Source organism: Variovorax sp. KBW07 (assembly GCF_003852515.1).
Classification (GTDB): domain Bacteria; phylum Pseudomonadota; class Gammaproteobacteria; order Burkholderiales; family Burkholderiaceae_C; genus Variovorax.
Genome location: NZ_QAJK01000135.1, coordinates 20,638 through 42,845, shown reverse-complemented (window position 1 = coordinate 42,845; position 22,208 = coordinate 20,638). Strand labels below are relative to the sequence as shown.

Below are 22,208 nucleotides of genomic sequence, written 5' to 3'. Positions count from 1 at the left end.
GGCGCCCCCGTTTCGGATCGGCCCGTCAGTCGGCCTGCACCCCCGCCGCGCGGATCACCTTGCCCCACTTGTCGATCTCGGCCGCCAGGTGCGTGCGCAGGCTCTCGGGCGTGACCTTGTCCATCGGCGCGGCCTCGGTGCTCAGCTCCGCAAAGCGCTTCTTCACCATGTCGTCCTGCAGCGCGGCGCGCAGGGCCACGTTGAGCTTCTCGATCACGGCCGGCGGCGTGCCCTTGGGCGCGTACACGCCATGCCACACCTTCACGTCGAAGCCCTTCAGGCCCTGCTCGTCGAGCGTGGGAATGTTCGGCATGCTGGACAGCCGCTGGGGCGTGGTCACGCCGAACACCTTCACGCGGTTGCCGTCCTTGATGACCGGTGCGGTCTGCGTGGTCTGGTCGCACAGCAGGTCGACCTGCCCGCCCATGACGTCGTTCAGCGCCGGCCCGGCGCCCTTGTAGGGCACGGTCGTGAGCTGCACGCCGATCTGATGCATGAACAGCAGGCCGCACAGCTGCGACACCGCGCCCACCCCGGCATTGGCGAGCGTGACCTTGTCCTTGTTGGCCTTCACGTAGGCCAGCAGCTCGGGAAAGCTGTTGGCCGGAAAGTCCTTGCGCGAGAGCAGCGTCATCGGCACGTCCATCACCTGGCCGACGTATTCGAAGTCTTTCAGCGGGTCGTAGTTGAGCTTCTTGTAGAGCGCGGGCGCGGTGGCCATGCCCATGTGGTGGATCAGGATGGTGTAGCCGTTGGGCGCGGCCTTGGCCACGCGCGTGGGCGCGATGGTGCCGCCCGCGCCCACCGTGTTCTCGACGATCACCGTCTGCCCGAGCGACTTGCCCATGGGAATGGCAAGCATGCGCGCCACCACGTCGGTCGGGCCGCCGGCCGAGTACGGCACCACCATCACGATGGGCTTGTCGGGCCAGGCGGCCTGCGCGGCAGCGGGCGACTGGGCCGCCAGCAGGCACGCACCCAGCGAGGCCGCGAGCAGGCCACGGACTTTCCAGCTCTTTGCGTTCTTCTTCGTTGCAGTCATCACTTCGTTGTCTCCTGTGGTTATTCGGGGTCGCTATCTCTCTGTGTTTCTGTGTCTCTGTGCAGCCGTTCAGGGCGGCGCCTGCGCATCGAGCGCCAGCAGCCGCTGCGCCAGCCGCAGCACGGGCGCATCGACCATGCGGCCGTCGAGGCTGGCCACGCCGCCGCCCGCCGCGCCGACCGCCTCGGTCACGCGCCGGGCCCACGCCAGCTCTTCGGCACTGGGGCTGAGCGCGGCATGCACCGGCGCCACCTGGTCGGGGTGAATGCACAGCTTGGCGCCGAAGCCGCCGCGCCGGGCACGCGCCGCATCGGCGGCAAGGCGCTGGGCATTGCGCCAGTCGGGCGTCACGCCGTCGATGGGCGCGGGCAGGCCGGCGCGGCGCGAGGCCAGCAGCAGCGCCAGCCGCACGGGCACCAGCTCGGCTTCGTCCGCATCGCAGGCTAGGCCCAGGTCGGCCTGGAAATCGAGGTTGCCGAAGGCCAGGCGCAGCACCTGCGGGGCCGCCGCAATGCCGTCGACCGCCGCAAGGCCGGCCGCCGACTCGATCAGCGGCACCAGCACGCCTTCGGGCCCGAGGACTTTTGCCAGTTCAAGAAGGTCGGCCGCGCGCTCCGCCTTCGGCAGCATCACGCCGGCGATCAGGCCGCTCGCGAGCAGTTCGCCGGCGAGCACGCAATCGTCGCCATGCCACGGCGTGCCGCTGGCGTTGATCCGCACCAGCAGGCGTGATCTATCTCCTGCGGGCAGCGCGGCAAACGAAGCAGCCAGCCCCGCGCGGGCCGACGCCTTGCGCTCGGGGGCCACGGCATCTTCGAGGTCGACGATCACGCCGCCCGCGCCGGTCGCCAGCGCACGCGCATGGCGCTCGGGCCGGTCGGCCGGCACGAAAAGAAAGCTGCGCGCCAACGCCAGTGCCTGCACCGGCGGCGTGTTCGCAGCCCCGCTCACACCGCCCTCGCCTCGCGCAGCGCCGCGATGTCCGCCTCGCTGCGCCCGAGGCTGCGCAAGATCGCTTCGGTGTGCTCGCCCACGGCAGGCACCGGGTCCATGCGGTAGTCGAAGGCGCTCTGCCGCCCCGCCGGCAGCAGTGCTGGAATGTCGCCGGCCGGCGAGCCCACCTGCCGCCAGCGCTCACGCGCCTGCAATTGCGGGTGCGCCCAGAGGCCGGCCATGTCGTTCATGCGGGCGTTGGCAATCTGCGCCGCGTCGAGGCGCTCGAGCACCTGCGCGGTGCTCAGCGCGCCGAAGGTTTCGACGATGACCGCGCGCAAGGCCTCGCGGTTCTCGTTGCGGCGCGCATTGCTGTCGAAGCGCGCATCGGTCGCCAGAGCAGCCTGCAGCAACACCTTCTCGCAGAACGCGCGCCACTCGCGCTCGTTCTGCAGGCCCAGCATCACCGTGCCGCCGTCGCCCGCGGGGAACGGCCCGTAGGGATAGATGGTCGCGTGCGACGCGGCGCTGCGCGGTGGCGGCGGCGCGCCGTCGTAGGCGTAGTACATCGGGTAGCCCATCCACTCGGCGAGCGACTCCAGCATCGACACGTCGATGTGCGAGCCCTTGCCGGTCTTGCCGCGCTGGAGCAGCGCCGCCAGCACGCCGGTGTACGCATACATGCCGGCCGCAATGTCGGCGATGGAGTTGCCCGACTTGCACGGCTCGTCGGGCGTGCCCGTGACCGACAGGAAGCCCGCCTCGCTCTGGATCAGCAGGTCGTAGGCTTTCTTGTCGCGGTAAGGCCCGTCTTCGCCGTAGCCCGAGATGTCGCAGACGATGAGCTTCGGGTGCTTTTCCTGCAGCGCCTGCGCGCCGAGCCCCATGCGCGCCGCCGCGCCCGGCGCGAGGTTCTGCACCAGCACGTCGGCACCGGCCACCAGCTCTTGCAGCACCGCCAGCGCGGCGGGCTGCTTCAGGTCGAGCGCGATGCTTTCCTTCGAGCGGTTCACCCACACGAAGTGAGAGGCTTCGCCGAGCACGCGCCCGTCGTAGGCCCGCGCAAAATCGCCGTCGCCGGGCCGTTCCACCTTGATGACGCGGGCGCCGAGGTCGGCCAGTTGCCGGGTGCAGAAAGGCGCCGCGATCGCGTGTTCGAGCGACACCACGGTGATGCCGTCCAGGGGTCTTGTCATGTGTTCTTTCCTCTTTCAGGCCAGCACGGCGGTGGCCTGCATCGTGAGCCAGCCATCGGCGTCTTCGCCCCACAGGCTGAAGGTCTTGCCATCGGTGCTGCCTTCGGCCGGCTTGCCGTGCACGCGGAACGGCGCGATGTCGAAGGTCGGCCGCACGGCGCGGAATTCGAAGCGCGCCAGTTGCGCGCCCGGCACGTTGCGGCGCAGCAGGTCGACCAGCAAGGTGGCGATCAGCGGGCCGTGCACGATCAGGCCCGGATAGCCCTCGACCTGCGTCACGTAGCGGCGGTCGTAGTGGATGCGGTGGCCGTTGAAGGTCAGTGCCGAATAGCGGAACAGCAGCACGTCGTCGGGCACGATGTCGCGGCTGAAGGCGGCGTCTTTCGCGGCGGGTGTCGGCGGCGGCGCTTTCTCGCCGGATTCGCCGGGTTCGGCGGCGGCGCGGTACACGATGTCGTGCTCTTCGGTCAGCGCCAGGCCCCACACGTTGCGCACTTCATGCCGCACCAGCACGAACACCAGCTCGCCGCTGCGGCCGGCCTTGTGGGTCACCGACACGATGGTCGAGGTGCGCTCCACCGCTTCGCCGACCTTCAGCGGATTGTCCGCCTCCCAGTTCAGCCGCCCGCCGGCCCACATGCGGCGCGGCAGCGGCACGGGTGGCAGGAAGCCGCCGCGCTTTGCATGGCCGTCCTCGCCGATTTCGGACTGGCGGTGGTGCGGCAGGAAGTACAGCCAGTGCCACAGCGCGGGCAGCGGCGTGCCGGCCACGGGCAACGGATCGTCGCGGTCGAGCGTGGCCGAGAGCGCGCGCACGGGCGCGGCGGTGATGTCGTCGGCCAGCTTTTCGCCGCGGCCCTGCCAGGCCTGCAGCTTTGCCAGCGCGTCGCCGTCGATCAGCGGCACGGATTTTTCAGGGGTCGTGTTGCTCATCATGGATTCCTCAATCGACCGCTGCGCCGGAGGCCTTGACGATGCGCGCCCACTTGGCAAGGTCGTCCTGCAGCAGTTTCGAAAATTGATCGGGCGAGGTCTGCGGCGCGATCTCCACGCCCTGCTGGTCGAGCTTGTCGCGCAGGTCCTTCGCGGCCAGCGCCTTGCGCGTGGCTTCCTGCAAAGTGGCCAGCACGTCGGCGGGCACGCCCGCGGGCGCGAACAGGCCGATCCACAGCGTGCCGTTGTAGCCCGGCACCGCCTCGGCGATGGTTGGCACGTCGGGCAACACCGGCGAGCGCTTGTCGCCGCTCACGGCCAGCGCGCGCAGCTTGCCGGCCTTGATGTGCGACAGCGCCGAAGGCAGGCTCGCGAACACGATCGGCAACTGGCCGCCCAGCACGTCGTTGAGCGCGGGCGCCACGCCCTTGTAGGGCACGTGCTGCAGCGAAATGCCGGCCATGCTGTTGAGCATTTCACCGAGCAGGTGGTTCAGCGTGCCGTTGCCGGCCGAGGCGTACTGGTAGTTGGCGCCCTTCTGCCGCGCGAGCTTCAGGAACTCGTTGAAGTCCTTCGCCGGAAACGAGGGGTTGACCAGCAGCACGTTGGGCACCGCGCCGATCAGGCCCACCGGCCTGAAGTCTTTCACCGGGTCGAAGCCGGGGTTCTTGTAGAGCGCGGGGTTGATGGCCTGGCTGCTGCTGATGGTCATGAGCAGCGTGTAGCCGTCCTTCGGGCCCTTGCCAACCAGCTGCGTGCCGATGTTGCCGCCGGCGCCGGGCCGGTTGTCGACCACCACGCTCGCGTTCAGCACTTCGCCGAGCTTCTGGCCCACGAGGCGCCCGACGATGTCGTTGGTGCCGCCCGCCGCCTGCGGCACGACCAGCGTGACGGGGCGCGACGGGTAGGCCTCGGCATTCGCCGGGCCGGTGTGGGTCATCAAGGTGGCTGCGGCGGCAAAGGCCAGCAGCGCGAGCGCACGAAACCCTGTGCGGGCAGAAAAGCAACGGACTTTTAATCCGTTGGCCGTTGGTGTGTGTTGTGTCTCCATGCCCGCATGGTCGTGCGCCCTCCCCGCGCGCGCAATCTGCGATTTCAGAACCCAGGCTTCTGCAATTCCGAAGGCTTGGCTACCATCGCGCCATGCTTTTCGACCTGACCGACCTGCGGCTTTTCGTGGCCACCGCCGAGCTGGGCAACCTCACCCGCGCGGCCGAGCGCCAGCACCTGTCGCTGGCGGCGGCCAGCGCGCGCATCAAGGCGCTCGAAACGCAGGCCGGCCTGCAACTGCTGCAGCGCGAGGCACGCGGCGTGCGCCTGCTGCCGCCGGGAGAAGCCTTTCTGCACCACGCCCGGCTGGTGCTGCGCCAGACCGAGCAACTGCGCGCCGACCTGCTCGAATACGGCGGCGGCCTGCGCGGCCACCTGCGCGTGTTTGCCAACACCACGGCCGTGACCGACTTCCTGCCCGAGATATTGCCGGGCTTCCTGGCGCGCAACCCGCGCATCAACGTCGACCTTCAGGAAAAACCGAATGCTCAGATCCCGCGCGGCGTGCTCGACGGCCGCGCCGACATCGGCATCGTGGCCGGCCCCGTCGACACACTGGGGCTGGAAGCCATTCACTTCAGCACCGACCGGCTGGTGCTCGTGACCTCGGCCACGCACCGCTTCGCGAAACGCCAGAAGATTTCATTCGTGGAAACGCTCGACGAAGACGCCATCGGCATGCAGCAAGGCAGCACGCTGCAGGCCTTCCTGGCCCAAATTACCGACAACCTCGGCAAGCGGCAAAAGCTGCGCATCCAGCTCGGCAGCTTCGACGCCATGTGCCGGATGATCGGCGGCGGCGTGGGCATTGGCGTGGTGCCCGAATCGGCCGCGCGGCGAAACCAGCAAGGCATGCAGCTGGCGCTGATCGAACTCAGCGATGCGTGGTGCGTGCGGGAGCGCTACCTGCTGGTGCGCGACCGGGCGGCGCTGCCGATCTACGCGCAGGCGCTGGTCGAAACGCTGTGCCGGCACTATGCGGGCCAGCAGACCGAATCGGCCTGAAAACAGCGACTTGCGGCCGAATTGTGAACAATTCTGTGCCATCCCCATTTTCCGTGGACAACTTTGGGGGTAACTCAGGAGGAGCCTTGTAAAAGCAATCTAACTCGTTGTTTTACAAGGACTTTCCTTAGTATGCTCAAATTTTGAGCAGTGAACAAGATTGGCGGCCCCCAGGGTGCCGATGGGCCCCAAATGACCCGAAAGACGGGCCTGAATCGGTTTTTACGAACACAAAAGTTTCAATACGCCATCGCCCCGCTGGCAGACCCCTGGAAAGCGAGCGTCATCCCCATTTTCAGTGCACAACTTTGGGGATAACTCATGCAGAGCCTTGTAAATGGTTTGCAAGTTGTTGTTTTACAAAGGGAATAATCAGAATGCTCAAAATTTGAGCGGTGAACAAGATGGCCGGGCATCGACAAATCGGGTTCGCATTGCGGTCTATCGGTCGCTGCGGTACGTAGAGACGGCACGCTGCCGCGGCCCGGCGCGTAGACGGGCCCGAAGTCCAGGCTGGCGGCCTACAGTTTTTTCCAGGTCAGCCCATCCGTCGTGCGGTAGGTTCCGCCCGATGCGCAGCACCCGCCGGAGCCGAACGCCCTGCGCCCCAGCACGGCCGTCACTGCCGTGCCCATGCCGTTGGACAAGGGCGTGGCTGCCAGCGATTGCCGCTCGCAAAAGGCCAGGGGATAAGGCTCGGTGCGCAGCACGCGCGTCCATGCCATCTTTCCTTGCGGGTCGGCCGTGATCTGGAAGACCTCGCAATCCTCGACGACGAGGTGCATGGGCTGGCCAGCGAGCACGCCCTTGAAGACCCGCTCGGGCGGCGCGTCGCGCAAGGCGATGGCTTCAGGGCTGAGTTCTTCCTTCGGCTTCTGGAATTCGGGCGCGAGGTCGCAGGCGGTCAGGAGGCTGGCAAGCGCGAGCAGCAGGACGGCACCGCGATTGCAGCCCTCGCTCATTGCTGCGCTGGCGAATGCTGCGGATGCTGCTGGGGCTGCCGACGCGGCGCCGCGACACGCCGGATCTCCGACCAGTACGCGTCTCGGACATCTTCATCGACCACCGGCCGCGTGTGGGTGGCGTAGAGCGCGTCGTTTCCGTCTTTCCGCGGGCCTGAAATCCAGTAGTGCTCGCCCGTCTCGACCTCGTAGTAGTTGGACTTGAAGCCAACTCCCTTCAGGCTGCGAAACGCCTTCTGCCCGTAGTACAGCGTGGCGCCGGACTTGGAGAACGTGACACGGCCGATGCGGGCCGGCCCCGTGAGGCCGCCCGCTTTCGATTCGATGTACATGATCCGCTGCTTCATCTGCATCCCCTTCGCTTCAACCCTTCGACATGACGGCCGCGCCTGTCCGGCGCCGAGGTTGGTTCAGTAAGGCGGCGCCTTGCGCGCCCGCTGCGCACGCGCCGCTTCGGTCCACCACGCCAGATCGTCCGCGAACCGGCCGAACGACCGGTCCAGCGATTCGCCCGCGGGCCCGGTCGGCTTGCCGCTCGCATCCAGGGTCTGCGAGATGGGACCGACGGCCAGCGTGCTCGACACCACGACCATGCCCATCTCCGACAGGATCGAATGCCACACCGTGCCCGAACGCACGCCCGAGAAACGCCCCGCCGAATAGCTCGCAACGGCAGCCGGCCGCCAGAACCACTCTTCGAGAAAGTGATCGGTGAGGTTCTTCAAACCCGGCTGCGGGCCCCAGTTGTATTCCCCGGTCACGAAGACGAAGGCATCGGCACCGCGGATCTTCTGCGCCAGCGCTTCCATGGCCGCCGGTGCCGTGCCCTTGGGGTACTCCTTGTACATGCGGTCGAGCATCGGCAGGTCGACCGCCTTGGCATCGATCAGCTCGGCGTTGTCGCCGCGTGCGCGCAGCCCCATGACGATGTAGTCGGCCAGGCGTACGCCCATGCGGTCGGACCTGTACGAGCCGTAGAAGACCAGGATGTTGTCGTTCATCGGGTGCGTGGTCGTAATCAGGTGGGCGTGCCGAGCTTGTCTTGCGTGCGCGTATCGAAGTCGCCGGCGTCGTGGCGCTCGTGCAGCTGGTTGCCCGTCTGGCCCCAGGTGCGGTTGACCATGCGGCCGCGCTGCACCGCGGGGCGCTGCGCGATCTCGTCGGTCCAACGCAGCACGTTTTGGTATTCGCCTACCGAAAGGAATTCACCCGCTTCATAGAGCTGCCCCTTGGCCAGCGTGCCGTACCACGGCCACACGGCCATGTCGGCGATGGTGTAGTCGTTGCCGGCCAGGTAGCGGCTCTCGGCCAGGCGGCGGTCGAGCACGTCGAGCTGGCGCTTGGCTTCCATGGCGAAGCGGTCGATCGCGTATTCGATTTTGGTGGGCGCGTAGGCGTAGAAGTGGCCGAAGCCGCCGCCCAGGTAAGGGGCACTGCCCATCTGCCAGAACAGCCACGACAGACACTCGGCGCGGGCCGCGCGCTCGGTCGGCAGGAAGGCATTGCCGAACTTCTCGGCCAGGTACTGCAGGATGGCGCCCGATTCGAACACCCGCACCGGCGTGGCCTCGCCGCGGTCGAGCAGCGCGGGAATCTTGGAGTTGGGGTTCACGGCCACGAAGCCGCTGCCGAACTGGTCGCCCTCGTTGATGCGGATCAGCCAGGCGTCGTACTCGGCGCCGGTGTGGCCGAGCGCGAGCAATTCCTCGAGCATGACCGTCACTTTCACGCCGTTGGGCGTCGCCAGCGAATAGAGTTGCAACGGATGCTTTCCCACCGGCAAGTCCTTGTCGTGGGTGGCACCCGCGATCGGCCGATTGATGTTCGCGAAGCGTCCGCCGTTGTCCTTGTTCCAGGACCAGACGGTGGGCGGTGTGTAAGCGGTCGTGCCATTCATGCAATGCGTTCCCGGAGTTCGACAGACGATGATCATTCTCTACGACTGCGCCACCGCCCCGAGTCCGCGGCGCGCGCGCATCCTGCTCGCCGAAAAGGGCATTGCCCACGAGACCGTGCAGGTCGACCTCGCCCGTGGTGAGCAACTGGGCGCCGCCTACCGCGAGATCAATCCGCAATGCACCGTGCCCGCGCTGCGCACGGAAGAAGGCACGCTGCTGACCGACAACGCCGGCATTGCCGCCTGGCTGGAGGCAGCGCATCCGCACCCGCCGCTGATGGGCATCACGCCGCGGGAAAAGGCCGAGATTGCCAGCTGGAACTGGCGCGTGGAGTTCGAAGGACTGATGGCCATTGCCGAGACGCTGCGCAACGGCTCGCCGGCCATGGCCAACCGGGCGTTGCCCGGGCCGGTGAACTATGCGCAGATTCCCGAGCTGGCGCAGCGCGGGCTGGCGCGGGTGCAGCAGTTCTTCGAGACGTTGAACACGCGGCTGGCCGGCCGCGAGTTTCTCGCCACCGACCGGTTCAGCCTGGCCGACATCACCGCCGTGGTGGCGGTGGATTTCGCGCGCGTGGTGCGCGTCAAGCCGGGAGAGCAGCACCCCGAGCTCGCGCGCTGGCGCGCCGCAATGGCGCAGCGGCCGTCGATGTCGCGCTGAGCGGCGACACCGCAGCACCGACGGTGCGCCAAGCACCGCCGAAGCGATCAGCGCTCGATGGTGAGCGCCACGCCCATGCCGCCGCCGATGCACAGCGAGGCAATGCCCTTCTTGGCGTTCTGGCGTTGCATTTCGTGCAGCAGCGTCACCAGGATGCGGCAGCCCGACGCGCCGATGGGGTGGCCGATGGCAATGGCGCCGCCGTTCACGTTCACCTTGTTGATGTCCCAGCCCATTTCCTTGTTCACGGCGCAGGCCTGCGCGGCAAAGGCTTCGTTGATCTCGAGCAGGTCGAGGTCGGCGGCCTTCCAGCCGGCGCGCTGCAGCGCCTTGGTCGATGCGGGCACCGGGCCCATGCCCATGATGGCGGGGTCGAGGCCGGCGGTGGCGTAGCTGGCGATGCGGCCCAGCGGCTTCAGGCCCAGGGCGGCGGCCTTCTTGGCGGTCATGACCATCACGGCGGCGGCGCCGTCGTTCAGGCCCGAGGCATTGCCCGCGGTCACGCCGCCGGCCTTGTCGAACGCGGGGCGCAGGCCGGCCAGGCCTTCGGCGCTGGTCTTGCGGTTGATGAACTCGTCCTGGTTGAAGACGATGGGGTCGCCCTTCTTCTGCGGAATGCTCACGCCGACGATTTCGTCCTTGAACTTGCCGGCGTCCTGCGCGGCCGCGGCCTTGGTCTGGCTGCCCAGCGCCAGTTCGTCTTGCGCGGCGCGGTCGATGCCGTACTTCTTGGCCACGTTCTCGGCGGTGATGCCCATGTGGTATTGGTTGTAGACGTCCCAGAGGCCGTCGACGATCATGGTGTCGACCAGCTTCCAGTCGCCCATGCGCTGGCCGTTGCGCGAGTTGGGCAGCACGTGCGGCGCGGCGCTCATGTTTTCCTGGCCGCCGGCAATGACGATCTCGCTGTCGCCCGTGGCCACGGCCTGGGCCGCCAGCATCACGGCCTTCAGGCCCGAGCCGCACACGGCGTTGATGGTGAGCGCCGGCGTTTCCTTGGTGCCGCCGCCCTTCAGCCATGCCTGGCGCGCGGGGTTCTGGCCGGCACCGGCCGCCAGCACCTGGCCCATGATCGCCTCACCCACCTGGTCGGCCGTGAGGTTGGCGCGCGCAATCACTTCCTTGATGACGATGGCGCCCAGCTCCGTGGCCGAAATGCCCGCGAGCGAGCCGCCGAATTTGCCGACCGCCGTGCGTGCGGCCGAAACGATGACGATGTCTTCCATGAGGTTCTCCGTTGAGGTGATTTGAAATCTGATGAAGCTGCGGTGGTGCCGGCGAAGGTCAGGCTCGGGCCTTCACGTAGCGGCCCGGTGCCGGCTCGATGGCCTTGTAGGCCTTGCCGTTGCCGTAGCCCTTGGGCGCGGCGACCTGCTTGCCCGCGTGGCCCTTGAGCCATTGTGCCCAGTCGGTCCACCAGCTGCCGGGATGCTCCTGCGCGCCGGCCAGCCATTCGGCCTGGGCCTTGGGAAACTTGCCGTCTTCGCGGATCCAGTGGCTGCGTTTTTTCTTGACCGGCGGGTTGATCACGCCGGCAATGTGGCCCGACGCGCCCATGACGAAACGCTTCTTGCCCGGCAGCAGTTGCGTCGATGCGTAGGCACCGCCGATGGGCACGATGTGGTCTTCGCGCGAGCCGTAGATGTAGACCGGAATGTCGATCTTGCCCAGGTCGATTTTTTGGCCGCAGACCGTGAGCGCATTCGGCTTGGCCAGCTTGTTCTCGTGGTACGTGTTGCGCAGGTACCAGGCGTAGAACGGGCCCGGCAGGTTGGTGGCGTCGCTGTTCCAGTACAGCAGGTCGAAGGGCGGCGGGGTCTCGCCCTTCAGGTAGTTGCCGACCACGTAGTTCCACACCAGGTCGTTGGGCCGCAGGAAGCTGAAGGTCGAGGCCAGGTCGCCACCCGGCAGCAGCCCGCCCTTGCCGAGCTGCATTTCGCGGTACGCCACCATGGTCTCGTCCACGAAGATGTCGAGGATGCCGGTGTCGCTGAAATCCAGGAAGGTGGTGAGCAGCGTGGCCGACGCGGCCGGCTTTTCGCCGCGCGCCGCGAGCACGGCCAGCGCGGTGCTCAGGATGGTGCCGCCCACGCAGAAGCCCAGCGTGTTGATCTGCTTGCTCCCGCTGATTTCCTGCACCGTGTGGATCGCCTTGATGGCGGCGTTCTCGATGTAGTCGTCCCAGGTGGCGTGGGCCAGCGACTCGTCGGGGTTGCGCCAGCTCACCACGAACACGCGATGGCCCTGCTCGTTCGCATAGCGAATGAGCGAGTTCTCGGGCTGCAGGTCGAGGATGTAGAACTTGTTGATGCACGGCGGCACCAGCAAAAACGGCCGCTCGTACACCTTGGCCGTGAGCGGCTTGTATTCGAGCAGCTGGAACAGCTCGTTCTCGAACACCACGGCGCCCTCGGTGGTGGCCACGTTGCGCCCCACTTCGAAGGCGCTCTCGTCGGTCATGCTCAAGTGGCCCTGCTTGACGTCGTTCAGCAGGTTCTGGATGCCCTTGGCAATGCTCTCGCCCTGGCTGTCGATGGCTTTTTTCTGCGCTTCGGCATTGAAGGCCAGCGAGTTGCTGGGCGACGAGGCGGCCATCCATTGCTCGACGGCGAAGCGCATGCGCGCCTTGGTTTTTTCGTCGGCATCGATGGACTCGGCCATGCTGAGCATGGTGCGGCCGTTAAGCAGGTACACGGCGGCCGAGAAAGCCGCGAGCGGGTTGCTGCCCCAGGCTTCGCCGGCAAAGCGCTTGTCGCCTTCGGGCCGGGCGTTGAAACCGCTGCGCCAGAGTTCGGTGGCGTCGGCCAGGTACTGCTGCTGGATGGCCTGCAGTTTTTCGGGGGCAATGGAGAACTTGGGCAGCTCGGGCAACCTGGCCGCCTGCGGCATGTGTGGCATCTGCGGCATCTGCCACAGCGGACTGCCGCCGACATCGAAGGCCTGGCCTCCCTGCGCGGCGGTCTGCTGGAAAGACTCCAGCGCCTTGGTCCATCCCTCGGAAAGTGCCTTCTGGAAGGGCGCAAATGCATCCGCCCCCGTCGCTTGTTGCTTCATCATGTCTCCTGGTCCTCGCCTGAATCGAATCCGGATGGGTGCGTGTTTTGAGTATCCTGCATTCGCACGACACCGACAACGCCGCTCTTTCCTCTTACCGACTGAAACTTCTTGTGTTCATCCATCTGATCGTCATCGGCTGGCTCTACGTGGTCGTGATGATGGCGGTGGCCGAAGCCACCAACACCACGGGCACCGTGCTGGGCGCCATCTTCACATTTCTTTTGTACGGTTTGGCGCCGGTGGCACTGGTGGTTTACCTGATGGGCACCCCGGCCCGCCGCCGCGCGATCAAGCAGCGCGAGGCCGACGCGCAGGAAGCGGCACGGCGTGCCGCCGCAGCCAAGGCCGATGCAGCCACGGAAGCCGCGCCCTCCCCGGCAACGGCGTCAGACCTTCCAGACCAGGGCGGCAAAGCGCCCGCTGGTGCCGTCGCGCCGGTGCGAAAAGAAACGTGACGGGTTGGCGACGGTGCACCAGCTGTCGCTGCCATCGTTGCCGTAAACCTCATCAACACCCGCGGCGTGCAGCCGCTGGCGTGCCAGCGCGGGCAGGTCGGCCAGCCATTTGCCGGACGACGGCGCGGGCTGGAAGCAGGCCGAGGCCTCGGGCGCATGCGCCTCGAAGGCGGCCTTGACCTCGGGGCCGACCTCGAAGGCCTTCGGGCCGATGCACGGTCCCAGCCACGCTATGACTTTGCTAGCGCCGTGCGCGGGGCCGGCTTCAGGCTCGGGCGCAAAGCACCGGGCCGCCTGTTCGAGCACGCCGCCGGCAAGGCCGCGCCAGCCCGCGTGGGCAGCGGCCACGCGCTGGCCCGATCCGTCGGTGAAAAGCACGGGCAGGCAGTCGGCAACCATGATCGTGCAGGCCAGTCCGATGGCGGTGGCGGTGCAGGCGTCGGCCGGCGTGCCGTCGCGCACGATGTCCGGGCCGGCATCGAGCGTCACGACGCCGGTGCCATGCACCTGCTGCAGGAAGACCGGCCGCGCGGCGATGGCCTGCGCGAGGCGGTGGCGGTTCTCGGCCACGTCGGAGGCCAGGTCGCCCACGTGGTCGCCGAGGTTCAGGCTTTCGTAGCGCGCCTGCGGCCCCACCGAAACGCCGCCGTGCCGCGTGGTGCACACGGCCCGCACGTTCGGCGGCGCCGGCCAGTCCGGCACCAGCCAGTGCGGGTCCATGAGGGCGGCGCCCAAATCAGGCTTCCGCGTCGGGCGCCTGCGAGGGCTGCGCGCGCTGGAATGCGTCGAGCTCCATGCAGGCCTCGAAGGCGGCCATGGTGCGCGGCAGGCCGCTGAAGTCGCAGTCGAAACGGCGGCCGTTGAAGACCTGCGGCACCAGGCAGCAATCGGCCATGGTGGGCGTGTTGCCGTAGCAGAAGGTGCCGGCGGGGTACTGCTCGAGCTGGCGCTCGAAGGCCAGCATGCCGTCGCGCACCCAGTGGCGGTACCAGGCGTTCTTGGCGTCGTCGTCGAGCTTCAGGTCCTTCACGAGGTACTTGAGCACGCGCAGGTTGTTCAGCGGGTGGATCTCGCAGGCAATGGATTGCGCCAGGGCGCGCACGTGGGCGCGGCCCACCGGGTCGCTCGGCAGCAGCGGCGGCTCGGGGTGCGTTTCGTCCAGGTATTCGATGATGGACATCGACTGCGAGAAGCGTTCGCCCTCGTCTTCGAGCAGCGGCACCAGCTTGTCGGCCGAGAGCGCGGCGTAGGGGCCGGTGCGGTGGTCGCCACGTGCGATGTGCACGGGAACGTAGTCGAAATCGAGGCCCTTCAGGTTCAGGGCGATGCGCACGCGGAACGAGGCGGAGGAACGGAAATAGTTATGCAGCTTCATGGTTTCCAAGCATAGCGCCGGTCACGAGCGGGCAACAGCCGGCAGCACGCAGCGCAGGTCGTGCAACCCGGCTTTCGGCGCCGTGCCGTCGCGCCATTCTTCAAGGATGCGCCGGGCCGCCGCTTCCTCGCGCGAGGCGATGCCGATGCGCCACGGGCCGGAGGCACCGGGGGCATCGGGCGCCTCCCCGGGCGGGTGGTCGTGTCCCTCGCCGTACGGACGGCCTTCGGAGCAGGCCTTGCACAGCACCTGCATGCTGGTGCTCCAGTTCTCCGCGCTGCCGCCGGCCGCCTCGAAGCGCTTGATGAGCAGGTCGATGTCTTCCTTCGTCGCATCTTCGACCGAGACCTCGTAGGTCGAGAAAGCCGAGGGCGCGATGAGTTCCAGCGCATCGAACACCGGCACCTCGCGCTCGCCGCGCAGGCGGTAGCCGTTGGCGGCACCGTCGTGCAGCACCAGGTCGCCGTAGCGGTGGCCGCAGGCGGGCGTCGGCACGTTGCGCAAGATGGCGCGCGCGGGGTCGATGCGGTCCGACCAGACCACCTCGCTGGCTTCGTCGCCGTGCACGCGGATCGGCGTGAGGCCGACGAAAAAATCGACCGGGCCGTCACCGTCGGGCACGCCGATGCCGTAGCGCTGCCAGGCGCGCCGCGCCGTGGGCCAGTCGCCCAGCGCGGTGGCGGCAATGCCCAGGTTCCACAGCGCGCCCTCGTTGCCAGGGTCGCGGCGCACCGCTTCCGCATTGGCGGCCAGCGAGGCGGCCCAATCGCCGCGGTACTTGTGAATGAGGCCGGCATTGAACCAGGGCACCGCCCATTGCGGATGCGCCTTGCCGGCCTGCTCATAGGCCTGCAGCGCCCCGTCCTGGTCGCCCTCATCGTCGCGCTGGCGGCCGAGTTCGTTGAGGGCGGTGGCTTTTCCGGCTTTGCCGAGTCGAAGAGGCATGGTGAAAACTGAAGAGGGAACGAAGGGTGGCGCGGGGCGTCTATTGTGGGCCGCCCGCCACCCCCTGGCACCCCGCCGCGCAGCCCCTCGCCGCCTCTGGCACACTGCCGGTCTCCCATAGGTTTCGCTGACAAAGGACACGTCGCAATGGCTTCCGAGTTTGTTTTCGCCCCGCCCGCCACGGTTTCGATTCCGGTGGTCGGCCAGCCGGCCCGTTTTCCGGTTCACCGCATCTACTGCGTGGGCCGCAACTACGAAGATCACGCCAAGGAAATGGGCTTTACCGGCCGCGAACCGCCCTTCTTCTTCATGAAGCCCGCCGACGCGGTGGTGGTGGTCGATGCGGGCCAGACCGGCACCATGGCCTACCCCACGCTCACCAAGAACCTGCACCACGAGATCGAACTCGTGGTGGCCATCGGCACCGGCGGCAAGAACATCTTGGCGGCGGATGCGCACAAGCACATCTACGGCTACGCCGTCGGCCTGGACATGACGCGCCGCGACCTGCAGGGCGAAATGAAAAAGCAGGGCCGCCCCTGGGACATCGGCAAGAGCTTCGAGCAGAGCGCGCCCATCGGCCCGATCGTGCCTGTGGCACAGGCCGGCGACGCCGAAAATGCGGAAATCTCGGTGCAGGTGAACGGCACCGACCGCCAGCGCAGCAACGTGGGCAAGCTGATCTGGAACGTGGCCGAAACCATCGAGCACCTGTCGGCCGCCTGGGAGCTGCAACCCGGCGACCTGATCTTCACGGGCACGCCCGAAGGCGTGGCGGCCGTGGTGGCCGGCGACACCCTGGTGGGTGAAGTCGCGGGCCTGCCCACGCTGACCGTCAAGATCGCCTGAAGAAGCCCTCAACCAGGACAACCAGGACAAAGACGGCCACATGCTTTTGCGCGTCCCCATCAAGCATTGCAAGAACTGCGGCACGGCGGTGGTCTACCGCCTTCCGGACGACGGCGACACCAAGCAGCGCGCCATCTGCCCGGCCTGCCACACGGTGCATTACGAGAACCCGCTGAACGTGGTCGGCACCATCCCCGTGCTGGGCGACAAGGTGCTGCTGTGCAAGCGCAACATCGAGCCGCGCTGGGGCAAGTGGACGCTGCCCGCGGGCTTCATGGAGCTCGAGGAAACCACCGCCCAGGGCGCCGCCCGCGAGACCGACGAGGAGGCCGGAGCCAACTTCGAGCTCGAAGGCCTGTTCTCGGTGATCAGCGTGGTGCGCGTGGGGCAGGTGCACCTGTTCTACCGCGCCCGGCTGCTGGACGACAAGTTCGATCCCGGCCACGAAACCATCGAGGCGAAGCTCTTCACCGAGGAAGAAATTCCGTGGGAAGAAATCGCCTTTCGCACCGTGCGCGAAACCCTCGAGCACTACTTCGCGGACCGGCGGCGCGGCAGCTTCGACCGCGTGCACGAGCTCAGCATCGTTTGACGAACCACCTGAACCCACACCTCTTCATGATCAAGACCCTTCGCGCCACCCTCCTCTGCGGCGCCAGCCTCGGCTTTGCACTCGCGGCCGCGGCGGCCAAGGCGGACACGGTGGGCGAAGTCGACACCGCCTTCAAGCTTATCGGCCCCGACCACAAGATCGTGATCGAAGCCTACGACGACCCCAAGGTCAACGGCGTGACCTGCTATGTCTCGCGCGCCAAGACCGGCGGCATTGCCGGTGCGTTCGGCGTGGCCGAGGACAAGGCCGAAGCCTCCATTGCCTGCCGCCAGGTCGGCCCGGTGAGCATCACGCAGCCGCTGCCCAAGCGCGAAGAGGTCTATACCGAGCGGCTGTCGGTGCTGTTCAAGCGACTGCGCGTGGTGCGCATGGTCGACGCCAAGCGCAACACGCTGGTCTACCTGACCTACTCCGACCTGCTGATCGACGGCTCGCCCAAGAACAGCGTGACGGCGGTGCCCATCGATCGCGGCACGCCCATTCCACTGAAGTAGCACGGCCAGGGCGCGGGGCGGCCAACGCCTGGCCGCACGAAGGTCTGGTCGCCCAATGGCCCAATGGCCCTTGCGCGCGGTTGTCCTGCAGGCACGCGCTTGCGAGTTTGCTAGCATCCATCGCACGGCCCGCCCGGCGTGCCAGACCGCGGGAACCCTCCTTCACGAATCCGTTCCAACACAGCGCCATGCATCTTCAGACTTTTGTTTTCCGTTCCGCCGCCGCCGCGCTGGTTGCCCTGAGCCTTGCAGCCTGCACCACGGTCGATCTCACGCCGCAGCGCCCCGGCCCCGTGGTCACGCAGCCGGCACCGCGCCAGGCCCTGTTCGTGCGGCCCGCGGGCGGCAGCGTCATTTCGCGCTTCGACGGCGTGAGCAACAAGGGCATCGACATCGCCGGCAACCTGGGCGACCCGGTCGTGGCCTCGGCCGATGGCCGCGTGGTGTACGTGGGTGGCGAACTGCCTGCCTACGGCAACATGATCATCGTCAAGCACAACGAGACCTTCCTCACCGCCTACGCCCACCTGAGCACCATCCTCGTGAAGGAAAACGCCGTGGTGCGCCAGGGCGAGAAGATCGCCGAAATGGGCCGCAGCAACGCCGACCGCGTCAAGCTGCGCTTCGAGATCCGCAAGAACGGCAACGCCGTCAATCCCGAGCCCTACCTCAACGGCCTGCTACAGCAATAACCGCCACTGCGGTTATCGGCCTTGCCGCTGCGCCTGCTGATACATCAGGTTGCGCGGCAATTAATCACACCTTCAGCTTCTTCATCCGATGCGGCACTAAGCTGCTTGCCATCGGGTAGGGGCACCTTTTGCAGCCTCTCCCTTGAAACGGAGAAGAACTTTGCGGCTGCTTGTACTGGGCTTGGGTGGAATGTTGACGTTGTTGAGCCTTGCGGGTTGCGAGACCACCCGCCACGGACGGCACTACGACAATGACTACTACAGCGGCCCGCCGGCACGCCCCTACTACGGTCCCGCCCCCGATTGGGAGGCACCGCAAGAGCGCGACAAGCCCCGGCTGAGCGACATGCAGAAGCGCGCCTTCGACAACTGCATCGTGCTGCCCACGCACCTCGACCGCGCCCGCTGCCGCGCGACGGTCATGTCGACCGTTCGATGAATCCGGGCGGGATGCCGCCCACCCGATAGCGCGTCAAGCGCAGCCGCAACGCGAGGCCGGGCGCGCAGCGCCGATGACTTGACGCAGCCCCTCAGGATGGTGCAAATGCACCATGGTGCGCGCCTGCCCATGCCACGAGACTGAAGGTCCAAGGGAACTACCCGGGGATCACAGGAGCAATGGCATGTCGATGAAATTCAAGAGAACAGGCATTTCGGTAGCCTGCGTCGGTCTGATGGCGCTGGCAGGTTGCGGTGGGGGCGGAGGCGGTGGAGGCGGCGGAGGACTCTTCATTCCGTCCGTGGCGAACGTGCCGCCGTCCAGCGGCGAAAGCACTCCCCTCGATCCGGTCACGGTGACCGGCGTGCTGACCGCCATCGGCACCGTCAGCAACGCGGTCGTGTGCGTCGACCGCAACAACAACGACGCCTGCGACGAAGGCGAACCTGTTTCCGCCAAGACCGACGCAGACGGCGTCTACACGTTCAGCTTCACGCCCGCCAACGCGGCCGCGGCCACCGAACTGACCGCTGCGCCACTGGTGGCGCAGCTCTCGCCCGCGAGCATCGTCGGCGGCGCCATCGTCAGCGACGGCGCCTCGTTCGACTCCGCGAACGCGCTGACACCCATCACTTTCAGCGAGCTGAACCTGAGCGCGCCCGCCGCCAAGCGCGGGCATGTCAACCCGCTCACCACGCTGGTCCAGGTGGGCGTTTCGTCCGGCCTTGCGCTGGACCGCGCCGAAGTGGCAGTGGGCTTGCAGTTGGGAATTCCGGCGGCCGACATCTACAGCTACCAGGGGCAGAACGCCACCTTCGGGATCTTCGGCGACAACGCGCAGACCATGGCGATGGTGACGCTGTTCGCCATCGGCAACGGCGCGGCGCTCAAGGTGATCGATCCGGCCGCCGCGAACACCGCAACGCCGACGGACCAGTTGCCCACGCTGACCTTCGCGGGAGTGAACGACTATTCCGTCAAGACCTACCCGTCCGACGGCGTGATCGATCCGGCCACCGGCACCCAGACCCTGACCGACGTGCGCTACGGCAAGGCCGGCGGCGCCGCGATTGCCGAGAACGTGCTCTACAACCGCGCCATCCTGGGCCCCACCGGCTGGGTCCGCTGCAATGCGTCCTCCGCCTTCACCTCGACCGTCGGCGTTCCCAGCCGAAGCAGCTACTGCGCCGGCGGCTCGCAGGCGGTGGGTTACTCGATGCCCACGGACATCAGCGGCCAGACGATGGAGAGCGTGACCGCCGAAATCCAGGGCGGCCCGGGCAGTTCTATCAGCGGCATCAACCCGGCCATCGCCTTCCCGCCCGGCTCGGTGTTTCCCGCCGGCTCGGTGCGCACCTTCCGCAACAACCTCGACCTGGTCCAGTCGTACTTCATCAACAGCACGTCGCCGGGCAGCTCCGACAAGACGGCCTTCGCGCAGCTGGAATTTCTGCAGAATGCGCGCCAGGCCAGCGCGGTCAACCTGGCGGCCGGCACGGGCACGGCGGGGCTGGGGCTCTACGACAACACGCACCTGCTGCGATTCGCCTTCATGAACACGGCCGGCAACGGCGACGGCGTGCAGTACTACAGCTGCGTCTCGACGCCGCCGGCCTACCTCGACGTCGGGGCCTGCACCCTGCTGGGCACAGGCACCGCCACCATCAACACCATCCACGGCGCACGGGTGCTGGAGCTTTCGAACCAGCCGAACGTCACGAGCCCGCAGACGCGCGCGTACACCGAGTACGACGACGGCGGCGGCACCCGCGTGTGGCAGGTGCGCCGCGTCAAGCCCGACCTGGGGAACAACCTGTCGCAGTCGAACCGGCTGAACGGCCCGGCCTACAAGGCCCTGCTCGACGCCCTGGGCGTCGTGCCGCCGATCTGACGTACGCGCGCGCCCGGCCGGCCTGTCTCGGCTTACAGCAGGCTCTCGGGCACCAGCGGGGCCATCAGCTCCAGTTTCCATCGCGCCCAGAAATGCGTTTCAGGCTCGGTGTGCAGGATGGTGTCGGCCCCGTCGCCCGACGAAGCCGGGCTCACCCACTCGATGGCGCCCTTCGGCCCCAGCTGCAGCTGGTAGGCGCCATCCAGCCGGATGAAGCCGATCAGGCTGGTGAGCTGCTGCGCAATCTGCGGACTGAAGATGAAGATGCCGATCTCGGTGTTGTGCAGCATCGAGCGCGGATCGAAGTTCATCGAGCCGACGAACACGATCTTGCGGTCGATCACCGCCGACTTGCCATGCAGCCGCCCGCTGGCCGAGCCGTACATGCCGAAGCGCTTTGTTTCTTCCACCCGCTTGGGGCTCAGCTCGTACAGCTCCACGCCCAGCCGCAGCATCTGCGCGCGGTAGCGCCGGTAGCCGATGTGCACCAGCGATTCGTCGGTGGCGGCCAGCGAATTGGTCACGATGCTGTAGCTCACGCCGTTGCCCCGGATGATGCGGATCGACTCCATGCCGCCGCGCCCCGGGATCAGGTAGGGCGTGGTCTGCATGATCTCGTTCTCGGCGCCGCGCAGGTAGCGCTGCACGTTGAAGAGCACGCTGTCGCTGGCCTCGTCGGCCGGCAGGCCGCGCGCTTCCGGCGTGGGCGCCAGCGCCTTGGCCGGCGGGTCGGCGTAGGCCTCGGCGCGCGCCCACACCAGCTTGAGCGCGCCCGCGTCCAGGTCCTTGGCCAGCGGGTTGTTGCCCAGCAGGTCGGTGGAGTCCGGCTCTTCGGCATGCAGCTCCGCCGGCCCCGTGGTCAGCCGGTCGAACAGCGCGCGCAACTGCTGCGGCGTTTCGCTGCCGCGTGCCACCAACGATTCGATCGGGTAGACGTACGGGCTGTTCCAGTACATGTCGAACAGCGACGACAGCCGGGGCACCACCGCGCCGGCCACCAGCGTGTCGATGTCGATGAAGTTCGATCCACCGTCGCGCAGGAAATACTCGTTGGCGATGTTGCGCCCGCCCATGACCGCCATCGTGTTGTCCACCACGTACAGCTTGTTGTGCATGCGGCGGTGCACGCGGTCGAAGTCCAGGATCGACGAGGCCCAGCGCGTGCCGAAGCGGTCGCGTCCGGCCGGGAACGGATTGAACAGCCGCACCTCGACATTCGGGTGCGAAGCGAAGCTGGTGAAGAGCGGATCGGCACCGGCGGTATAGAGGTCGTCCACCAGCAGCCGCACGCGCACGCCCCGGTCGGCCGCGTCGCGCAACGCGCGCAACAGGTAGCGCCCGGTCTCGTCGTTCTGCACCAGGTAGTACTGCACGTCGATGGAGCGCTGCGCGCGGCGCGCCAGCTCGATGCGCGCATGCAGCGAGAACTGCGCCATCGGCAACAGCCGGAAGCCGCTCAACGGTTCGCCGGGCGGCGCCGCGGCCTTGACGAGGCGGCCGAGCGTGGTGTCGCCGCCGTCCGCAATGGCCATCGACGGCTTGCGCTGCACGTCGGTGGGCAGGCCGGCGCAACCGGTGAGGAACAGCGCGACGATGCCGGCGAGCAGCCATGCCAGCCATCGGACATGCGATTTTTCAGCCCGGTCCTGGAGGTGCGGCATGGAGGCGATGGCGGTGCAGTGCAAGAGGAAGAAAAACTGGCGTGGCGGTTTCTACCAT

Annotated in this window: 24 protein-coding genes; 9 read left to right on the top strand and 15 right to left on the bottom strand. The window is 67.4% G+C overall.

Annotation, left to right across the window (positions count from 1 at the left end; all coding sequences use genetic code 11):
• Nucleotides 1–25: 25 nt before the first annotated feature.
• The 5 genes from DBV14_RS25280 to DBV14_RS25260 all read right to left on the bottom strand — a co-directional run bounded on the left by DBV14_RS25280 (nt 26) and on the right by DBV14_RS25260 (nt 5,044).
• The gene (locus DBV14_RS25280) at nt 26–1,042 is read right to left on the bottom strand and encodes a tripartite tricarboxylate transporter substrate-binding protein (RefSeq protein ID WP_124463315.1); all 1,017 of its coding nucleotides are present in this window, start codon (nt 1,040–1,042) and stop codon (nt 26–28) included.
• A gap of 69 nt (nt 1,043–1,111) precedes the next feature.
• Nucleotides 1,112–1,993 carry a CoA ester lyase gene (locus DBV14_RS25275; protein ID WP_260397224.1) on the bottom strand — a complete coding sequence of 294 codons (882 nt, stop codon included), beginning with the start codon at nt 1,991–1,993 and terminating at the stop codon, nt 1,112–1,114.
• A complete protein-coding gene (locus DBV14_RS25270; protein WP_124463283.1) occupies nt 1,990–3,171 on the bottom strand; it encodes a CaiB/BaiF CoA-transferase family protein in 1,182 nt (393 codons plus the stop codon). Before DBV14_RS25270 ends, DBV14_RS25275 begins: the two co-directional genes overlap by 4 nt.
• 15 nt (nt 3,172–3,186) lie before the next feature.
• Complete coding sequence (locus DBV14_RS25265) at nt 3,187–4,104, bottom strand: MaoC family dehydratase N-terminal domain-containing protein (protein WP_124463281.1); 918 nt, start codon at nt 4,102–4,104, stop codon at nt 3,187–3,189.
• Between the two features lie 10 nt (nt 4,105–4,114).
• Complete coding sequence (locus tag DBV14_RS25260; protein WP_124463279.1) at nt 4,115–5,044, bottom strand: tripartite tricarboxylate transporter substrate binding protein; 930 nt, start codon at nt 5,042–5,044, stop codon at nt 4,115–4,117.
• A 203-nt stretch (nt 5,045–5,247) separates the two neighbouring features.
• On the opposite strand from DBV14_RS25260, the gene DBV14_RS25255 reads away from it, so the two are divergent.
• Nucleotides 5,248–6,159: a LysR substrate-binding domain-containing protein gene (locus tag DBV14_RS25255; protein ID WP_124463277.1), complete on the top strand. Its 912-nt coding sequence runs from the start codon at nt 5,248–5,250 to the stop codon at nt 6,157–6,159.
• 521 nt (nt 6,160–6,680) lie between these two features.
• On the opposite strand, the gene DBV14_RS25250 is transcribed toward DBV14_RS25255, so the two are convergent.
• The 4 genes from DBV14_RS25250 to yghU form a co-directional block, all read right to left on the bottom strand.
• Nucleotides 6,681–7,121 (bottom strand): hypothetical protein, encoded by a 441-nt coding sequence (locus DBV14_RS25250; protein WP_124463275.1) that lies wholly within the window; start codon nt 7,119–7,121, stop codon nt 6,681–6,683.
• The gene (locus tag DBV14_RS25245; RefSeq protein WP_221621918.1) at nt 7,118–7,468 is read right to left on the bottom strand and encodes a 1-deoxy-D-xylulose-5-phosphate synthase; all 351 of its coding nucleotides are present in this window, start codon (nt 7,466–7,468) and stop codon (nt 7,118–7,120) included. Before DBV14_RS25245 ends, DBV14_RS25250 begins: the two co-directional genes overlap by 4 nt.
• A 63-nt stretch (nt 7,469–7,531) precedes the next feature.
• Complete coding sequence (locus DBV14_RS25240; RefSeq protein ID WP_124463273.1) at nt 7,532–8,122, bottom strand: NADPH-dependent FMN reductase; 591 nt, start codon at nt 8,120–8,122, stop codon at nt 7,532–7,534.
• A 17-nt stretch (nt 8,123–8,139) separates the two neighbouring features.
• Nucleotides 8,140–9,018, bottom strand: coding sequence for a glutathione-dependent disulfide-bond oxidoreductase (yghU, locus tag DBV14_RS25235; RefSeq protein ID WP_124463271.1), 879 nt, complete (start codon nt 9,016–9,018; stop codon nt 8,140–8,142).
• A gap of 28 nt (nt 9,019–9,046) precedes the next feature.
• On the opposite strand from yghU, the gene DBV14_RS25230 reads away from it, so the two are divergent.
• The gene (locus tag DBV14_RS25230; RefSeq protein WP_124463269.1) at nt 9,047–9,679 is read left to right on the top strand and encodes a glutathione S-transferase family protein; all 633 of its coding nucleotides are present in this window, start codon (nt 9,047–9,049) and stop codon (nt 9,677–9,679) included.
• 47 nt (nt 9,680–9,726) lie between these two features.
• On the opposite strand, the gene DBV14_RS25225 is transcribed toward DBV14_RS25230, so the two are convergent.
• Entirely contained in the window at nt 9,727–10,905 is a 1,179-nt protein-coding gene (locus tag DBV14_RS25225) for an acetyl-CoA C-acetyltransferase (protein ID WP_124463267.1), read from the bottom strand.
• Between the two features lie 58 nt (nt 10,906–10,963).
• The gene (phaC, locus tag DBV14_RS25220; RefSeq protein ID WP_124463265.1) at nt 10,964–12,733 is read right to left on the bottom strand and encodes a class I poly(R)-hydroxyalkanoic acid synthase; all 1,770 of its coding nucleotides are present in this window, start codon (nt 12,731–12,733) and stop codon (nt 10,964–10,966) included.
• A 119-nt stretch (nt 12,734–12,852) separates the two neighbouring features.
• On the opposite strand from phaC, the gene DBV14_RS25215 reads away from it, so the two are divergent.
• Complete coding sequence (locus DBV14_RS25215; protein ID WP_185546122.1) at nt 12,853–13,191, top strand: hypothetical protein; 339 nt, start codon at nt 12,853–12,855, stop codon at nt 13,189–13,191.
• Here the strand turns inward: DBV14_RS25215 and pgeF are convergent.
• From pgeF to DBV14_RS25200, 3 genes are read right to left on the bottom strand one after another with little or no spacing between them, the layout of a single operon-like run.
• The gene (pgeF, locus tag DBV14_RS25210) at nt 13,123–13,911 is read right to left on the bottom strand and encodes a peptidoglycan editing factor PgeF (protein WP_124463261.1); all 789 of its coding nucleotides are present in this window, start codon (nt 13,909–13,911) and stop codon (nt 13,123–13,125) included. The genes DBV14_RS25215 and pgeF overlap by 69 nt on opposite strands.
• 16 nt (nt 13,912–13,927) lie before the next feature.
• On the bottom strand, nt 13,928–14,566 hold the full coding sequence (gene maiA, locus DBV14_RS25205) for a maleylacetoacetate isomerase (RefSeq protein WP_124463259.1): 639 nt from the start codon (nt 14,564–14,566) through the stop codon (nt 13,928–13,930).
• A 21-nt stretch (nt 14,567–14,587) separates the two neighbouring features.
• Nucleotides 14,588–15,511, bottom strand: coding sequence for a tetratricopeptide repeat protein (locus DBV14_RS25200; protein ID WP_124463257.1), 924 nt, complete (start codon nt 15,509–15,511; stop codon nt 14,588–14,590).
• Between the two features lie 147 nt (nt 15,512–15,658).
• Between DBV14_RS25200 and DBV14_RS25195 the strand changes: the two genes are divergently transcribed.
• The 6 genes from DBV14_RS25195 to DBV14_RS25170 all read left to right on the top strand — a co-directional run bounded on the left by DBV14_RS25195 (nt 15,659) and on the right by DBV14_RS25170 (nt 20,489).
• A complete protein-coding gene (locus DBV14_RS25195) occupies nt 15,659–16,360 on the top strand; it encodes a fumarylacetoacetate hydrolase family protein (RefSeq protein ID WP_124463255.1) in 702 nt (233 codons plus the stop codon).
• Between the two features lie 40 nt (nt 16,361–16,400).
• Nucleotides 16,401–16,952 carry an NUDIX hydrolase gene (locus DBV14_RS25190; protein ID WP_124463253.1) on the top strand — a complete coding sequence of 184 codons (552 nt, stop codon included), beginning with the start codon at nt 16,401–16,403 and terminating at the stop codon, nt 16,950–16,952.
• A 26-nt stretch (nt 16,953–16,978) separates the two neighbouring features.
• Nucleotides 16,979–17,467 (top strand): CreA family protein, encoded by a 489-nt coding sequence (locus tag DBV14_RS25185; protein WP_124463251.1) that lies wholly within the window; start codon nt 16,979–16,981, stop codon nt 17,465–17,467.
• 188 nt (nt 17,468–17,655) lie between these two features.
• On the top strand, nt 17,656–18,159 hold the full coding sequence (locus tag DBV14_RS25180) for a murein hydrolase activator EnvC (protein WP_124463249.1): 504 nt from the start codon (nt 17,656–17,658) through the stop codon (nt 18,157–18,159).
• Nucleotides 18,160–18,349: 190 nt separating this feature from the next.
• The gene (locus DBV14_RS25175) at nt 18,350–18,598 is read left to right on the top strand and encodes a hypothetical protein (RefSeq protein ID WP_124463247.1); all 249 of its coding nucleotides are present in this window, start codon (nt 18,350–18,352) and stop codon (nt 18,596–18,598) included.
• A 184-nt stretch (nt 18,599–18,782) separates the two neighbouring features.
• Nucleotides 18,783–20,489 (top strand): hypothetical protein, encoded by a 1,707-nt coding sequence (locus tag DBV14_RS25170; RefSeq protein WP_124463245.1) that lies wholly within the window; start codon nt 18,783–18,785, stop codon nt 20,487–20,489.
• A gap of 32 nt (nt 20,490–20,521) precedes the next feature.
• Here the strand turns inward: DBV14_RS25170 and DBV14_RS25165 are convergent, their stop codons facing one another.
• Nucleotides 20,522–22,150: a phospholipase D family protein gene (locus DBV14_RS25165; RefSeq protein ID WP_124463243.1), complete on the bottom strand. Its 1,629-nt coding sequence runs from the start codon at nt 22,148–22,150 to the stop codon at nt 20,522–20,524.
• Between the last annotated feature and the right edge of the window lie 58 nt (nt 22,151–22,208).

Coding starts and splice junctions, on each gene's coding strand:
- DBV14_RS25280 (WP_124463315.1), bottom strand. CDS start 1,042: ATGACTGCAACGAAGAAGAACGCAAAGAGCTGGAAAGTCCGTGGCCTG.
- DBV14_RS25270 (WP_124463283.1), bottom strand. CDS start 3,171: ATGACAAGACCCCTGGACGGCATCACCGTGGTGTCGCTCGAACACGCG.
- DBV14_RS25265 (WP_124463281.1), bottom strand. CDS start 4,104: ATGAGCAACACGACCCCTGAAAAATCCGTGCCGCTGATCGACGGCGAC.
- DBV14_RS25260 (WP_124463279.1), bottom strand. CDS start 5,044: ATGACCCACACCGGCCCGGCGAATGCCGAGGCCTACCCGTCGCGCCCC.
- DBV14_RS25255 (WP_124463277.1), top strand. CDS start 5,248: ATGCTTTTCGACCTGACCGACCTGCGGCTTTTCGTGGCCACCGCCGAG.
- DBV14_RS25250 (WP_124463275.1), bottom strand. CDS start 7,121: ATGAGCGAGGGCTGCAATCGCGGTGCCGTCCTGCTGCTCGCGCTTGCC.
- DBV14_RS25245 (WP_221621918.1), bottom strand. CDS start 7,468: ATGAAGCAGCGGATCATGTACATCGAATCGAAAGCGGGCGGCCTCACG.
- DBV14_RS25240 (WP_124463273.1), bottom strand. CDS start 8,122: ATGAACGACAACATCCTGGTCTTCTACGGCTCGTACAGGTCCGACCGC.
- yghU (WP_124463271.1), bottom strand. CDS start 9,018: ATGAATGGCACGACCGCTTACACACCGCCCACCGTCTGGTCCTGGAAC.
- DBV14_RS25230 (WP_124463269.1), top strand. CDS start 9,047: ATGATCATTCTCTACGACTGCGCCACCGCCCCGAGTCCGCGGCGCGCG.
- DBV14_RS25225 (WP_124463267.1), bottom strand. CDS start 10,905: ATGGAAGACATCGTCATCGTTTCGGCCGCACGCACGGCGGTCGGCAAA.
- phaC (WP_124463265.1), bottom strand. CDS start 12,733: ATGAAGCAACAAGCGACGGGGGCGGATGCATTTGCGCCCTTCCAGAAG.
- pgeF (WP_124463261.1), bottom strand. CDS start 13,911: ATGGACCCGCACTGGCTGGTGCCGGACTGGCCGGCGCCGCCGAACGTG.
- maiA (WP_124463259.1), bottom strand. CDS start 14,566: ATGAAGCTGCATAACTATTTCCGTTCCTCCGCCTCGTTCCGCGTGCGC.
- DBV14_RS25200 (WP_124463257.1), bottom strand. CDS start 15,511: ATGCCTCTTCGACTCGGCAAAGCCGGAAAAGCCACCGCCCTCAACGAA.
- DBV14_RS25195 (WP_124463255.1), top strand. CDS start 15,659: ATGGCTTCCGAGTTTGTTTTCGCCCCGCCCGCCACGGTTTCGATTCCG.
- DBV14_RS25190 (WP_124463253.1), top strand. CDS start 16,401: ATGCTTTTGCGCGTCCCCATCAAGCATTGCAAGAACTGCGGCACGGCG.
- DBV14_RS25185 (WP_124463251.1), top strand. CDS start 16,979: ATGATCAAGACCCTTCGCGCCACCCTCCTCTGCGGCGCCAGCCTCGGC.
- DBV14_RS25180 (WP_124463249.1), top strand. CDS start 17,656: ATGCATCTTCAGACTTTTGTTTTCCGTTCCGCCGCCGCCGCGCTGGTT.
- DBV14_RS25175 (WP_124463247.1), top strand. CDS start 18,350: ATGTTGACGTTGTTGAGCCTTGCGGGTTGCGAGACCACCCGCCACGGA.
- DBV14_RS25170 (WP_124463245.1), top strand. CDS start 18,783: ATGTCGATGAAATTCAAGAGAACAGGCATTTCGGTAGCCTGCGTCGGT.
- DBV14_RS25165 (WP_124463243.1), bottom strand. CDS start 22,150: ATGCCGCACCTCCAGGACCGGGCTGAAAAATCGCATGTCCGATGGCTG.